Consider the following 12,636-nt stretch of genomic DNA (forward strand, 5'->3'; position numbering starts at 1 on the left):
GCCGCCCGCCGCGCCGGCCGCGCCGGCCGCGCCGGCCGCCCGCCGAGGTCGAGCGTCTGGCGGTGTCGCGCCCGCTGAACCGCTCGACCTCGCCTCAGAGCCTCGACCTCGGCGGTGGTGCGCGGTCAGGGGAGGTGGGTGGTGCGGTCGTCGAGCGCCGGGGGCGCGCTCGACGGCAGCAGCGCGGCGAGCGCGGCGACGTGGTCCGCGCCGACGTCGAGGTCCGTCAGCCACCAGCGGGTGCCGGGCGCGGGGGTCAGTGCGGCTGCCGCCCCTGGGTCCACGACCCGTACCTCCGGCCGCCCGGCGGCGTCGGACACCCGGAGCGCCCGCGGGTCGACCGCGAGCCCCGTCCCCGCGGCCTTGAGCACCGCCTCGGTGCGCGCCCAGGTGAGCAGCAGCCCGTGCGGCCCGGCGGCAGCCGGCTCCCCGGGCGCGAGCACGACGCGCGCGAGGTCCTCGTCGGGTCGAGCCCGCCCGGCGCCCGGCGTGGCGGGTCCGACGTGGTGGTGCGGGCGATCCGGGCCCGGGCGCGCGGGATCGGCGCGCGCGCCCGTCCGCTCGACGTCGACCCCGACGGGCCCGCCGTCCGTCAGCGCCACGACCACGACGTCGTCCCCGCGGCTCAGCGAGAGGTGCGGCACCGGCCCGCCGTCCGCGCGGTCGGCGACGGGGACGCCGTGCCCTGCCGACCCGCAGCGGGGGCAGCGCCGCCGCACGCGGACGGCGTCCGGCTCCACCCCGCACGCCTCCGCGACGGCGAGCCGCGCGAGCAGCAGCACCGACGCGACGGCGTCGCGATCACCGGGCACGGCGCGGTCGAGCCGCTCGCGCTCGCGCGGGTCGAGCAGCGGCAGCAGCGCCGACGCGGCGACGACGCCGGCGCGGCGCACGCGGATCGGGGGCACGCCGCCATCCTCCCGCGGAGGGCGCCCGAGTTCGCCGGTTGCGCGCGAGTTCGCCGGTTCCGCGCGTGCTCTCGGCGCGGAACCGGCGAACTCGAGCGAGGCGTCAGGCGGCGACGGACGCGGGGGAGCGGTGCGTGAAGCGGTGGAACGTCGCCCGGGTGCCGCCGTCGCTGCGACGGGCCAGCGCCAGGCCGACGACGACCGCGCCGAGCAGCGGGCCGACGCCGCACGCGACCATGCCGGCCCGCGCACCGAGGTGCTCGCACACCCAGCCGATCAGCGTCCCGGACACGGCCTGCGCGCCGAGCAGCACCAGCACGTAGAGCGCCATGACCCGGCCGCGGACGTGCGGGGCGACGGTCGTCTGCACGAGCGTGTTCGACCCGGTGAGGTAGAGCAGCGTGACGACGCCCATCGCGATCAGCACCGTGATGAACACCGGACGGGACGGCGCGGCGGCGGCGAGCAGCTGCAGCAGGCCGATCGCCCCGGCGAGCAGCACCAGGTGCGTGATCCGGCTGCCGCGGCGGCGGGTGGACAGCAGGGCGCCGGTGAGCGCGCCGACCGCGAGCATCGAGGTGAGCAGCGCGTAGCCGCCGGCGTCGGTGCGGAACACCTGGTCGGTGTAGGCCGCGAGGACCGTCGCCATGTTGACGCCGGTGACCGCCACGAAGCCGACCAGCACGACCGACCACAGGATCCGGGGGCTGCGCCGCACGTAGGCCAGGCCCTCGCGGAGCTGGCCCTTGGCGCGCGCCACGACCGGCGTCGCGGCGAGCTCGGCGGCCCGCATGACCGCGAGCAGCCCGACCGCGGCGAGGCAGGCCACCGCGTTGAGCAGGAACGTCCAGCCCTCGCCGACCGCGCTGATCAGGCCGCCGGCGACGGCGGGGCCGACCAGGCCGCCGAGCTGGAACACGGCGGAGTTCACGCTGATCGCCTGGCGGAGGTGCTGGGGCCCGGCGACCTCGTGCACGAACGCCTGCCGCGCCGGGTTGTCGAACACGGTGGCCAGGCCGCTGACGAACGCGGCGACCAGCACGTGCCAGGCCTGGACGTGCCCGCTGATCGCGAGCACGCCGATCGTGAGGGTCGAGAGCCCGAAGACCGACTGGGTGACCATGAGGACGCGCCGCCGCGGGAACCGGTCGGCGACGACGCCGCCGACCAGGCCGAGCAGCAGCATCGGGAGGAACTGCAGCGTGACCGTCAGGCCGACGAGGGCCGCGGAGCCGGTGAGGCTGAGCACGAGCCAGTCCTGGGCGACGCGTGCGGCCCAGCCGCTCGTGTTCGTCAGCACCTGGGAGAAGACGTAGAGCCGGAAGTTCCGGACGCCGAGCGCGGCGAGCGTCGCGTTCCGCGGCTTCGGCGCGGCGGGCTCCGGGGCGGTCTGCGACGCGGCCGCGGCGTCGGCGGGGGTGTCGGTCACCGGGGCCGGGCGCCGGTGCAGCGCGAGGCGGGGGCCGTGCAGCGTGCGGCGCAGGCGGCTCGTGGCGGTGGCGGGGCGGGGCGTGCGGGTCGGGGACGGGGCGTGGCGGCGAGCCGAGGGCACAGGTGTTCCTTGCTGAGGGATGCGTGTGGTGTGGGTGCGGAACGGGTCCGGACGAGTCGTGTCCCTCTAGGCTACGGCTCCCGGCGCGATTTCTTGAGGTGATAGCGGCAATGACTGCGATCACGTTCTGTAATGATCGTGTGGTGGTGCCACAGGTCAGCGGGCCACCGTCCGAGCCGGAGGATCGCCGTGTTTGACCCCGACCAGCTGCGCACTTTCCTCGCCGTTTCCGAGACGTTGAACTTCACGCGCGCCGCGGCTCGGCTGTCCCTCTCGCAGCCCACGGTGAGCCAGCACATGCGCAAGCTCGAGGACGCCGCCGGTCGCCGGCTGCTCGACCGCGACACCCGCGGCGTGCAGCTCACCGACGACGGGCAGGCGATGGCGACGTTCGCGCGGACGATCCTCGCGGCGCACGACGAGGCGACCCGGTACTTCACCGGCTCGGCGATGCACGGCCGGCTGCGGTTCGGCGCGGCCGACGACCTCGCGCTCGCCCAGCTGCCGCGGGTGCTGCGCGACTTCCGCCGGCTACACCCCCGGATCAACCTGGAGCTGACGGTCGCGCAGAGCGGCGCGCTGCACCGGCGGCTCCGGGCGGGGCAGCTCGACCTGGTCTACATCAAGGAGGCGACCGGCCAGGCGGAGGGGCAGCTGGTCCGCCGCGACCGCCTGGTCTGGGTGGCGGTGCCCGGCACGGCCGTCGACGCCCAGGCGCCGGTCCCGCTCATCACCTACCAGGGCGCCTCGCTGACCCGGCAGGCCGCGGTGCGTGCGCTCACCGAGGCGGGCCGGCCGTGGCGCACCACCTGCAAGGTCATCGAGGTCAACGGGGTCCTCGCCGCGCTGCGGGCGGGCCTCGGGATCGCGGTGCTCCCGCAGAGCCTGCTGCCCGAGGACCTGGTGCAGCTGCCGGCCGCCGCGCTCGGGCTGCCGGACCTCGGGGACGTCGACATCACGCTCGTCGCCAACCCGCAGTCGCCGCGCGAGCCGATCGAGGCGCTCACCTCGGCGATCCTGGGTCAGGCGCCGCGCTGACCAGCCGGGGCGCCGGTGGCTCGACTGCGCTACGGTCTCGCCCGGCCCGGCGGCACCGTCCGGGCAGCCGACCAGAGAGGACCCCCCCGTGGCGAGCGCCGACTACTTCCTGTCCGGCCACCCGGACGCCGCCCGCGCCGCGCTGGCCGAGGCGCTCGCGGAGCACGGCTTCACGGTCACGCCGCGGGCGGACGGCTCGTGGGAGGTCGCCCGGGGCAGCGCGACCGCGACCGCGATGCTCGGCGTGCTCGCGGGCCGCAAGAACCAGCGGCTCGTCTACGAGGTCCGGTTCTTCGACCACCAGGGCACGCCCGTGGCGCGGTTCGCCCGGGACTCCGGGGCGGGCGCGATGGGCGGGGTGTTCGGCGTCCAGCGGTCGGAGAACGTGTTCGCGGAGGTGAGCGAGGCGGTCGCCGCGCAGCTGCACGCCCGGGGGCACCTGGCGCACCTGTTCCGCGGGGCCTGAGCCGCCCTAGGCCGGCTCGCCGATCCGCTCCAGCGCGTCGACCACGAGGTCCCAGAACCGCTCCCGGTCCAGCTCGAGCGCGATCGCCGTCGGGCAGCCGTCGGGCGCGGGACCGCGCAGGTCGACCACGGTCATCCCGGTCGTCAGCTCGCCGGCGAGCTCCACGTCGACCGGCGCCCGCCGCACGGTCATGACCGCCGGGTCGATCACGTAGGCGACGGCGCACGGGTCGTGCACCGGCGGGGCGTCGAACCCCATCGTCTCCCGGTACGAGGCGGTGAAGAACGCGAGCAGCTCCTCGACGAACCGGGCGGGCGCGGTGCCGACGCCGGCGATCCGGCGCACGACGTCCGGGGTGGCGAGCGCCTGGTGCGTCAGGTCGAGCCCGACGACCACGACGTCCCAGCCGGCCCGCAGCACGACCCGTGCGGCCTCGGGGTCCTCCCGGATGTTGAACTCCGCCACCGGCGACCAGTTGCCGGTCCGGTACGCGCCGCCCATGAGCACGACCTGCCGGACCCGGTCGACGATCCGCGGCTCCCGCAGCACCGCCAGCGCGATGTTGGTCAGCGGCCCGGTCGGGACGAGCGTCACGGTGCCCGCCTCGCGGGACATCACCGTCTCGACGATCAGGTCCACCGCGTGCCGCGGGTCGAGCGCCTGCGCGGGCTCGGGCAGCACCGGCCCGTCGAGGCCGGACTCGCCGTGGACGCTCGCGGCGTGGTCCCGGACGCGGACCAGCGGGCGGTCCGCGCCCGCGGCGACCGGGACGCCGGCGAGCCCGGCGACCCGGGCGACGGCGAGCGCGTTGCGGGTGACCTTCGCGAGGTCCTGGTTGCCCGCGACGGTCGTGACCGCGAGCAGCTCCACCTCCGGGCTGCCGTGCGCCAGCAGCAGGGCCACCGCGTCGTCGTGGCCGGGGTCGCAGTCGAGGATGATCGGGCGGGGCATCGGTGCTCCTCACGTCGGCCGGGGGAGCGTCCCAGCGCGCGGCGGGCGGGGTCAAGGCCCACACGTCGCGCAGACGGAATGTCCCGGTAACACCCGCTGGTTAGGCTCGACGGTGGGTCGCGCGTCCGCGCGGCCCGGGCACGAGGGAGAACGTCCGTGGCACAGGGTGTGGTGGCCGAGGGCCTGCAGGTCGGGTACGCGGCGATGCTGGAGCAGTTCCATCCGACCGAGGCGGTCGAGCTGTCCGCCTACGCGGAGTCCCAGGGGTTCCTCGGCACGATGGCGGCCGACCACTACCAGCCGTGGGTCCCGCAGCAGGGGCAGTCCGCGTTCGTCTGGAACGTGCTCGCCGCCCTGGGCGAGCGGACCACCGGCGACATGGGCCCGGGCGTGACCGCGCCGACGTTCCGCTGGCACCCGGCGATGGTCGCGCAGGCCTCGGCGACGCTCGCCGCGATGTACCCCGGGCGGCACTGGCTCGGCCTGGGTTCCGGCGAGGCGCTGAACGAGCACATCACGGCGCAGTACTGGCCCGAGGCACCCGAGCGGATCAACCGGATGTTCGAGGCCATCGACATCATCAAGAAGCTGTTCTCGGCGTCGCTCGCGGGCAAGGACGTCAAGCACGCGGGGCAGTTCTACAAGCTCGAGTCCACCCGGCTGTGGACCATGCCCGAGGTCGCCCCGGAGATCCTGGTCGCCACGGCCGGCCCCGTCACCGCGAAGCGCGCCGGCAAGCACGCCGACGGCCTCATCACCGTCGGCGCGCCGCTGGAGAAGATCAGCGGCCTGTTCGGCAAGTTCGACGAGGGCGTCCGCGAGTCCGGCCGCGACCCCCAGGACCTGCCGAAGGTCCTGCAGCTGCACCTGTCCTGGGCCGAGACCGACGAGCAGGCCATGGAGAACGCCATGGTCGAGTGGCCCAACGGCGGCATGAAGTTCCCCAAGGGCGACATCCGGTCGCCGTTCGACTTCGCGCAGATGGCCAAGCTCGTGCGCCCCGAGGACTTCGAGGGCCGCATGGTCATCTCGTCCGACCCGGACGTGCACCGCGCGGAGATCCAGAAGTACGTCGACCTCGGCTTCGACCGGGTCTACCTGCACAACGTCGGCCGGAACCAGCGCGAGTGGATCGACGTGTTCGGGCGGGACGTGCTGCCGAAGCTGGTGCGCTGACCGTGCCCGGCCCGGTGCCGGCGTCGGCCGCCGCCGACCTGCTCACCGCCTGGGGCGTCCCCGGCATCGCCGAGGTGCGCCCCGGCGACGACCTGGCGACGCTGCTGGGCGACGCCCTGGCGGCCGACGCCGCGGCCCGGCCCGCCACCGCGCTCGCGGACGGCGACGTCCTGGTCGTGACCAGCAAGGTCGTGTCGAAGGCCGAGGGCCGCGTCGTGCAGGCCGAGGACCGCGAGGCGGCCATCACCGCCGAGACGGTCCGGGTCGTCGCGACCCGGGAGCACCCGGGCGGCGTCACCCGGATCGTCGAGAACCGGCTCGGCCTGGTCATGGCCGCCGCCGGTGTCGACGCGTCCAACACCGACGAGGGCACGGTCCTGCTGCTGCCCGTCGACCCGGACGCCACCGCCCGGGCGCTGCGGGCGGCGCTGTCCGAGCGGTTCGGGGTCACGCTCGGGGTCGTCGTCAGCGACACCGCCGGGCGGCCGTGGCGGCAGGGGCAGACGGACATCGCGATCGGCGCGGCCGGCGTGCAGGTCCTGGACGACCTGCGCGGGTCGACGGACACGCACGGCCGTCCGCTGCAGGTCAGCATGGCGGCCGTCGCCGACGAGATCGCCGCCGCGGCGGAGCTCGTCAAGGGCAAGGCGACCGGCCGGCCCGTGGCGGTGGTGCGCGGCCTGGCGCACGTCGTGACCGTCGAGGACGGGCCGGGCGCGCGGGTGCTGGTGCGGACCGGACCGGACGACATGTTCGCCGAGGGCACCGCGGAGGCGTACGCGCGCGGGTGGAAGGACGCGGCGGGGTCCGGGGCACGCTGAGGTCCCGGTCGGGGACGCCCCGGCACCCATATGATGAATTCATCAATTCATCATCTGGCGAAGGAACTCCGTGGCCGAGCACCCGCTCTCCGAGATCAAGGCCAACCTCTTCAAGGGGCTGGCGCACCCCGCCCGGATCCGGGTCCTGGAGCTGCTCGACGAAGGCGGCGAGGTGTCCGTCGCCGACCTGATCGCGGGGACCGGGCTGGAGGCGTCCAACCTCTCCCAGCACCTCGGCGTGCTGCGCCGCTACGAGCTCGTCGAGTCGGACCGGCAGGGCGCCCAGGTGCGGTACCGGCTCGCGTCGCCCCTCGTGGCCGAGCTGCTGCGCGTGTCCCGCGAGCTGCTCGCCGAGATGCTCCAGACCACGCGGCAGCGGCTCGAGGCCACGCTGCAGGAGCCCGCCGGCGCCGACGAGCGGCCCGCCCGGTGACCGGCTGGCGCTCGCTGCTGCCCGGACGCCGCGACTACGCCGACCTGCCGCGCACCTGGCGCGCCGACCTGCTCGCGGGCGTCACCGTCGGCATCGTCGCGCTCCCGCTCGCCCTGGCGTTCGGGGTGAGCTCGGGCGCGGGGGCCGAGGCCGGGCTGGTCACGGCGGTCGTCGCCGGCCTGGTCGCGGCGGTGTTCGGCGGCTCGCCCGTCCAGGTCTCCGGCCCGACCGGCGCGATGGTCGTGGTGCTGGCGCCGATCGTGGCCGCGCACGGCGCCGCCGCGCTCGGGGTCGTCTGCGTCGTCGCCGGGACCCTGGTGGTGCTCGCCGGCGTGCTGCGCCTCGGCCGCCTCGTCGGGATGATCCCCTGGCCGGTGGTCGAGGGGTTCACGCTCGGCATCGCCGTCATCATCTTCCTGCAGCAGGTGCCCGCCGCGCTGGGTGTCGACGCCGCCGGGCACGACGCCAACGCCGCCGTCGCGGCCGTGCAGGCGGCGGGCGAGTCGTCGCCGGTGGCCGCCGCCTGGCCGCTCGGGTGCGTCGCGGTCGTGGCGCTGGTGATGGCGGTCGCGCCCCGCGTGCACCGGGCGGTCCCGGGGTCGATCGTCGCCATCGTCGTCGTCACGCTCGCGGCCGTGCTCCTCGACCCGCCGCTCGCCACCATCGGGCGGCTGCCCGCCGGCCTGCCGGCACCGGCCCTGCCGGACCTCGACCTCGGCACCGTGCAGCACCTGGTCGGGCCGGCGGTCGCGGTGGCGGCGCTCGCCGCCGTCGAGTCGCTGCTGTCGGCCCGCGTGGCGGCGGCGCACTCGGACACGGGGCCCTACGACCCCGACCGCGAGCTCGTCGGGCAGGGCCTCGCGTCGGTCGTCGCCGGGTTCTTCGGCGGCATGCCGGCCACCGGCGCGATCGCCCGGACCGCGGTCAACGTCCGCTCGGGCGCGCGGACCCGGGCCGCGGCGGTCGTGCACGCGGCCCTGCTCCTCGTCGTGGTGAGCGCCGCCGCCGGTGTCGTCGAGCGGATCCCGCTCGCGGCGCTCGCCGGGGTCCTGATGGTCACTGCGGTGCGCATGGTGCACGTCTCGACGCTCACGGCGGTGGTCCGGTCCAGCCGCCCCGACGCGCTGCTGTTCGCCCTGACCGCCGTCGTCACGGTCGCGGTCGACCTGATCTACGCGGTCGGGATCGGCGTCGTCGTCGCGGCGGTCCTCACGCTGCGCGCGGTGGCGCGCTCCGCCGGGGTGCGCCGCGAGGAGCTGCCGGGGCCGCGGCAGGCGGGCGACGAGCACATCGCGCTGCTGCGGCTCGACGGCGCGCTGTTCTTCGGGGCCGCGGACCGGGTGCTCGAGCGGGTCGGCCGGATCGAGGACGTCGACGTCGTGGTCCTGCGGATGTCCCAGCTCCAGCTCCTCGACGCGACGGGCGTCCAGGTCCTCGCCGAGGTGGTCACGAGGCTCGAGCGGCGGGGCGTGACGGTGCTGGTCAAGGGTGTCCAGGAGCGGCACCTGGCCCTGGTGCGCCGCGCCGGGCTGGTGTCCGCGCTCCGCGACCCGCACCACCTGTTCGACGACCTGCAGCCCGCGCTCGCGCACGCGCGGAGCCACGTGGCGCGCGTGGGAGCGGGCGCGTGAGCCGCCGCGGGGCGCCCGCCGGCGCGCGCGCGGGCGCGCCGAGTCAGCGCCCCGGCTGCTGCGCCGCGATCTGCGCCGACTGCCCCGTCGCCCCCGGCTCGCCGCCCGGGATCGGCTCCGCGATGACCGCGGTGCCGTAGGCGCACACCTCGGAGAACTGCCCGATCGAGTCGGTGTCGAACCGCATCGCGACGATCGCGTTGGCCCCGCGCTGGGCGGCCTCCTCGGTCATCCGGCGCATCACCTCGTGCCGGGACTCGTACATGATCTTGGTGTACTCGGGGATCTCGCCGCCGCCGATCGAGCGGAAGCCCGCCGTGAAGTTCGCCCCGATGTTCGTCGAGCGCACCGTCAGGCCCATGACCTCGCCGAGCACCGCCTGGATGCGGTAGCCGGGGATCTCGTTGCTGGTCACCACGATCATGCGGCGATCGTGCCAGCCCGGCTGCCCCGGTGACGACCGGGACGCACGCGATCACCCGGGCGCCGCGTCCGCCGCCACCCGGACGGGCGCGGCTAGCATCGCCAGGCCGGGCCCGCGGGTCCGGCACCGACGGCGGGGGCGCGACGAGAGGGAGGCCCGGGTTGGGTACGTCCGAGAAGTTCCAGTACGGCGGCGGCGCGTGGGGCGGCGACCTCGCCGCGACCCCGAGCCTGGCGATCGAGGTCCAGGACAGCGACATCGCGGTGATCGACTACCGGCCTGCTCCCGAGGGCCTGGGGCGGTTCTACCTCGGGTTCCAGCCGCGCGACCTGTACGACGACCCGGCGGAGAGCGAGCCGGTCGACATCGAGGGGGAGGCCGAGGCGTTCGCCACCTGGGCGGAGGCCGTCGGCGCGCTCGACGTGCAGCCGAAGGAGGTCCGGCGGCTCATGGCGATCGAGGGCGAGGAGCCCGAGGACACGTTCGTCGAGGAGACGGTCGTCCGGCTGCTGCGGCTCGTCGGGCTGTCGGTGCCGAAGGGGCTCGCGGGCTAGCTGCCCGTTCCGGCGGACGCCCCGCCGCGGAGCGCGCGGGGCGAGGGGGAGTGACGCGATGAGGATCGCCGTCTGCGGCGGTACGGGCGTGGTGGGGCGGCACGTGGTGCGCGTCGCCGCCGGGCGGGGGCACGAGGTGGCGGTCCTGAGCCGCGCCGAGGGCGTCGACCTCGCCCGCGGCCCCGAGGACGCGGTGGACGCCGCGCTCGCGGGGGCCGACGCGGTGGTCGACGTGCTGAGCACGACGACGCTGTCGGCGAAGGGCGCGGTCGCGTTCTTCTCGGCGACGACCCGGCGGCTGCTCGCCGCCGAGGAGCGGGTCGGTGTGCCGCACCACGTCGCCCTGTCGATCGTCGGCATCGACGGGATCGACGCCTCGTACTACGCGGGCAAGCTCGCGCAGGAGCGGCTGGTCGCCGCCGCCCGGACGCCGCACTCGATCGTCCGGGCCGCGCAGTTCCACGAGTTCGCCGGGCAGATCGTCGCGCGCGCGTCGCTCGGGCCGGTCACGCTCGCGCCGCGGACCCTGACCCGCCCCGTGGCGGCGATCGAGGTGGCCGAGCACCTGGTCGACGTGGTGGAGGGCGGCCCGGTCGGGCGGGCACCGGACCTGGTCGGGCCGGCGGACGACACCCTGGCCGGGATGATCCGCCGGCTGTCCGCGCACGACCGGACCGGACGACGGGTGCTCGAGGTCCGGCTGCCCGGCCGGTACGGCGCGGGGCTCGCGTCGGGCGCCCTGCGCGGCGGCCCGGGTGCGCGCGAGGGCCGGTTGACGTTCGACGAGTGGCTCGGATCGCCGTCCCGGGCCGCCTGACCCGCGCCCGCCCGTCCGCGCCCGTGCCCGTCAGCGCCTGCGCGCCCGTGCGCCTGCGCGCCAGGGGGTAGCCGACGCGTCGAGCGAGTAGTCGCCGCCTACTCGCTCGACGCGTCGGGTACTCGCTCGGCGCGGGGGTTGCTCGCTCGGCGGCCTGGCCGGCGTCGCCGCGCCGGGCCGCCCGGCGTCAGGCCTTCGCGGCCCGGGCGGCGGCCTTCGCGGCCTGCTTGGTCTCGCGGACCCGCTGGAGCGACTCCGGGTCCCGCACGTCGGCGATCGACCGCGGCACGTCGTCGGCGTAGGCCCCCGCGGCCTCCTGCCAGCCGGCCGGGGTCACCCCGCGCTGCTTCGCCAGCAGCGCCAGGAAGATGCGCGCCTTCTGGTCACCGAACCCGGGCAGCGCCTTCAGCCGCTTCAGCACGGTGGCGCCGTCGGGCTCGCCGTCCGCCCAGATCCGCGTGACGTCGCCGTCGTAGTCGTCGGCCACCGCGCGGGCGACGGCCTGGATGCGACCGGCCATCGAGCCGGGGAACCGGTGCACCGCCGGCGGGGTGGCGCACAGCGCCGCGAACTCCTCCGGGTCGGCCTCGGCGATCCGGCGGACGTCGAACCCGCCCATGCGGGCGGCGATCTTGGCCGGGCCGGCGAACGCCGACTCCATCGTGACCTGCTGGTCCAGGAGCATCCCGACCAGGAGCGCGAACGGGTCGGAGTCGAGCAGGCGGTCCGCGTCGGCGTCGCCGGTCAGCCAGAGGGTCATCGCGCCATTGTGCCCGAGCGCCACGCGGCGCGGATCTCACCCGCCGCGGGTGCCACGCGGCCGTTGACGGGGTCCTCCGGCGGGCGGACCGTGGACGGGGTACGAGGGGGTACCGCCATGCGTCGCCGGCTGATGGTCCTGCTGTCCGTCCTGTCCCTGCTGCTCGGGGGGAGCGTGCTCCTGGCCCCCGCGGCCGCGGCGCACCCGTACTGCGGGCAGGTCTGGGGGTCGCTCGCGAAGGGCGTCCCGGGGATGTCCGCGGGGCAGCTCACGGACGTCCGCGCGGGGCGGCACGCCTGCTACGACCGGCTCGTGCTGGACGTCGACCAGCCGCTGACGGCGTGGTCCGTGCAGTACGTGTCCCCGGTCACCGCGGACGGCTCCGGGGCCGTGGTCCCGGTCCGCGGCGGCGCGCGGCTCGAGGTCGTCGCGCGGGTGAACGTCCTGCCGACCGACGCGTTCTTCGTGGGCGTGGGCAGCGACCTGGTCAGCACCGCGGGCTACCAGACGTTCCGGCAGGTGGCCTGGGCGGGCAGCTTCGAGGGCGTCTCGACCGTCGGCCTGGGCGTGCGCGCGCGGCTGCCGTTCCGGGCGTTCGTCCTGGCCGGGCCCGGTGCGGGGTCACGGCTGGTCGTCGACGTCGGGCACCAGTGGTGCGCCCCGGGGCACGTCGACTGCTGACGCGTGCTCAGGGCGCGGGGTCGCCGGTCAGGTCGGCCGGCGCGGGCCACCGCAGGTCCGGGCAGTCGGCCGCGGTGGCGCAGAACCGCGCGGGCTCGTGCGCGCCCCAGCCGAGCGGGACGGCGACGATGCCGGTGAGGCAGCCCACCAGGGTGAGCACGGACATGACGCGCTGACGCACGCTGATCACCCCGCTTCCTGCCCGGCCCCACGACATCCTGTCCCCCCACCCATCGGCGGCGGACGGCCCGGGTGGAGGGCGCATCCGGGTGATCGCGAGGGGCTGACCGGGTGGACGCCGCCCTGCCAGGATCGGGGGAGGAGGGCCCGCGCGGAAGAGGGGGAGCACCCATGGCCGAGGTCACGGAGTACGTCGCGTCGCTGGTCGACCCGCTCCGCCTCGGTCGCGCCGAACGCGGCGTCG

The 12,636-nt window shown here is 76.0% G+C and carries 15 protein-coding genes; 9 read left to right on the plus strand and 6 right to left on the minus strand.

Annotation, left to right across the window (positions count from 1 at the left end; translation table 11 throughout):
- Positions 1 to 125 precede the first annotated feature (125 nt).
- Both FA014_RS13195 and FA014_RS13200 read right to left on the minus strand, forming a co-directional pair.
- Positions 126 to 908, minus strand: a complete 783-nt coding sequence (locus FA014_RS13195; protein ID WP_195969291.1) for a 4'-phosphopantetheinyl transferase superfamily protein — start codon at positions 906 to 908, stop codon at positions 126 to 128.
- A 103-nt stretch (positions 909 to 1,011) separates the two neighbouring features.
- On the minus strand, positions 1,012 to 2,460 hold the full coding sequence (locus tag FA014_RS13200) for an MFS transporter (RefSeq protein WP_230323139.1): 1,449 nt from the start codon (positions 2,458 to 2,460) through the stop codon (positions 1,012 to 1,014).
- A gap of 189 nt (positions 2,461 to 2,649) precedes the next feature.
- Here FA014_RS13200 and FA014_RS13205 point away from each other — a divergent pair, with 189 nt between their 5' ends.
- Together FA014_RS13205 and FA014_RS13210 are read left to right on the plus strand one after the other, a co-directional pair.
- Positions 2,650 to 3,498: a LysR family transcriptional regulator gene (locus FA014_RS13205; protein ID WP_154730129.1), complete on the plus strand. Its 849-nt coding sequence runs from the start codon at positions 2,650 to 2,652 to the stop codon at positions 3,496 to 3,498.
- An 88-nt stretch (positions 3,499 to 3,586) separates the two neighbouring features.
- Complete coding sequence (locus FA014_RS13210; RefSeq protein ID WP_154730130.1) at positions 3,587 to 3,964, plus strand: hypothetical protein; 378 nt, start codon at positions 3,587 to 3,589, stop codon at positions 3,962 to 3,964.
- Positions 3,965 to 3,970: 6 nt separating this feature from the next.
- Here FA014_RS13210 and uriH read toward each other — a convergent pair whose 3' ends face one another.
- Positions 3,971 to 4,915, minus strand: a complete 945-nt coding sequence (uriH, locus tag FA014_RS13215; RefSeq protein WP_154730131.1) for a uridine-preferring nucleoside hydrolase UriH — start codon at positions 4,913 to 4,915, stop codon at positions 3,971 to 3,973.
- 156 nt (positions 4,916 to 5,071) lie between these two features.
- Between uriH and FA014_RS13220 the strand changes: the two genes are divergently transcribed.
- From FA014_RS13220 to FA014_RS13235, 4 genes are all read left to right on the plus strand, one after another.
- Positions 5,072 to 6,091: a TIGR03557 family F420-dependent LLM class oxidoreductase gene (locus FA014_RS13220; protein WP_268865893.1), complete on the plus strand. Its 1,020-nt coding sequence runs from the start codon at positions 5,072 to 5,074 to the stop codon at positions 6,089 to 6,091.
- 14 nt (positions 6,092 to 6,105) lie between these two features.
- Positions 6,106 to 6,912 carry a coenzyme F420-0:L-glutamate ligase gene (locus tag FA014_RS13225; RefSeq protein ID WP_230323140.1) on the plus strand — a complete coding sequence of 269 codons (807 nt, stop codon included), beginning with the start codon at positions 6,106 to 6,108 and terminating at the stop codon, positions 6,910 to 6,912.
- A 70-nt stretch (positions 6,913 to 6,982) separates the two neighbouring features.
- Positions 6,983 to 7,345, plus strand: coding sequence for an ArsR/SmtB family transcription factor (locus FA014_RS13230; protein WP_230323141.1), 363 nt, complete (start codon positions 6,983 to 6,985; stop codon positions 7,343 to 7,345).
- Complete coding sequence (locus tag FA014_RS13235; RefSeq protein WP_154730133.1) at positions 7,342 to 8,976, plus strand: SulP family inorganic anion transporter; 1,635 nt, start codon at positions 7,342 to 7,344, stop codon at positions 8,974 to 8,976. Before FA014_RS13230 ends, FA014_RS13235 begins: the two co-directional genes overlap by 4 nt.
- A 43-nt stretch (positions 8,977 to 9,019) precedes the next feature.
- On the opposite strand, the gene FA014_RS13240 is transcribed toward FA014_RS13235, so the two are convergent.
- Positions 9,020 to 9,400 (minus strand): YbjQ family protein, encoded by a 381-nt coding sequence (locus tag FA014_RS13240; RefSeq protein WP_154730134.1) that lies wholly within the window; start codon positions 9,398 to 9,400, stop codon positions 9,020 to 9,022.
- Between the two features lie 161 nt (positions 9,401 to 9,561).
- On the opposite strand from FA014_RS13240, the gene FA014_RS13245 reads away from it, so the two are divergent.
- Entirely contained in the window at positions 9,562 to 9,954 is a 393-nt protein-coding gene (locus FA014_RS13245; RefSeq protein ID WP_154730135.1) for a hypothetical protein, read from the plus strand.
- 58 nt (positions 9,955 to 10,012) lie between these two features.
- Positions 10,013 to 10,771, plus strand: a complete 759-nt coding sequence (locus tag FA014_RS13250; RefSeq protein WP_154730136.1) for an SDR family oxidoreductase — start codon at positions 10,013 to 10,015, stop codon at positions 10,769 to 10,771.
- Positions 10,772 to 10,958: 187 nt separating this feature from the next.
- Here the strand turns inward: FA014_RS13250 and FA014_RS13255 are convergent, their stop codons facing one another.
- Positions 10,959 to 11,531: an HhH-GPD-type base excision DNA repair protein gene (locus FA014_RS13255; protein WP_154730137.1), complete on the minus strand. Its 573-nt coding sequence runs from the start codon at positions 11,529 to 11,531 to the stop codon at positions 10,959 to 10,961.
- A gap of 117 nt (positions 11,532 to 11,648) precedes the next feature.
- Here FA014_RS13255 and FA014_RS13260 point away from each other — a divergent pair, with 117 nt between their 5' ends.
- Positions 11,649 to 12,212 carry an AMIN-like domain-containing (lipo)protein gene (locus tag FA014_RS13260; protein WP_154730138.1) on the plus strand — a complete coding sequence of 188 codons (564 nt, stop codon included), beginning with the start codon at positions 11,649 to 11,651 and terminating at the stop codon, positions 12,210 to 12,212.
- Between the two features lie 7 nt (positions 12,213 to 12,219).
- On the opposite strand, the gene FA014_RS13265 is transcribed toward FA014_RS13260, so the two are convergent.
- Positions 12,220 to 12,402 (minus strand): hypothetical protein, encoded by a 183-nt coding sequence (locus FA014_RS13265; RefSeq protein ID WP_154730139.1) that lies wholly within the window; start codon positions 12,400 to 12,402, stop codon positions 12,220 to 12,222.
- Between the last annotated feature and the right edge of the window lie 234 nt (positions 12,403 to 12,636).

It is taken from the genome of Cellulomonas hominis, from assembly GCF_005239125.1.
GTDB classification, from domain to species: Bacteria; Actinomycetota; Actinomycetes; order Actinomycetales; family Cellulomonadaceae; genus Cellulomonas; species Cellulomonas hominis_A.

Coding starts and splice junctions, on each gene's coding strand:
- uriH (WP_154730131.1), bottom strand. CDS start 4,915: ATGCCCCGCCCGATCATCCTCGACTGCGACCCCGGCCACGACGACGCG.
- FA014_RS13250 (WP_154730136.1), top strand. CDS start 10,013: ATGAGGATCGCCGTCTGCGGCGGTACGGGCGTGGTGGGGCGGCACGTG.
- FA014_RS13260 (WP_154730138.1), top strand. CDS start 11,649: ATGCGTCGCCGGCTGATGGTCCTGCTGTCCGTCCTGTCCCTGCTGCTC.
- FA014_RS13240 (WP_154730134.1), bottom strand. CDS start 9,400: ATGATCGTGGTGACCAGCAACGAGATCCCCGGCTACCGCATCCAGGCG.
- FA014_RS13255 (WP_154730137.1), bottom strand. CDS start 11,531: ATGACCCTCTGGCTGACCGGCGACGCCGACGCGGACCGCCTGCTCGAC.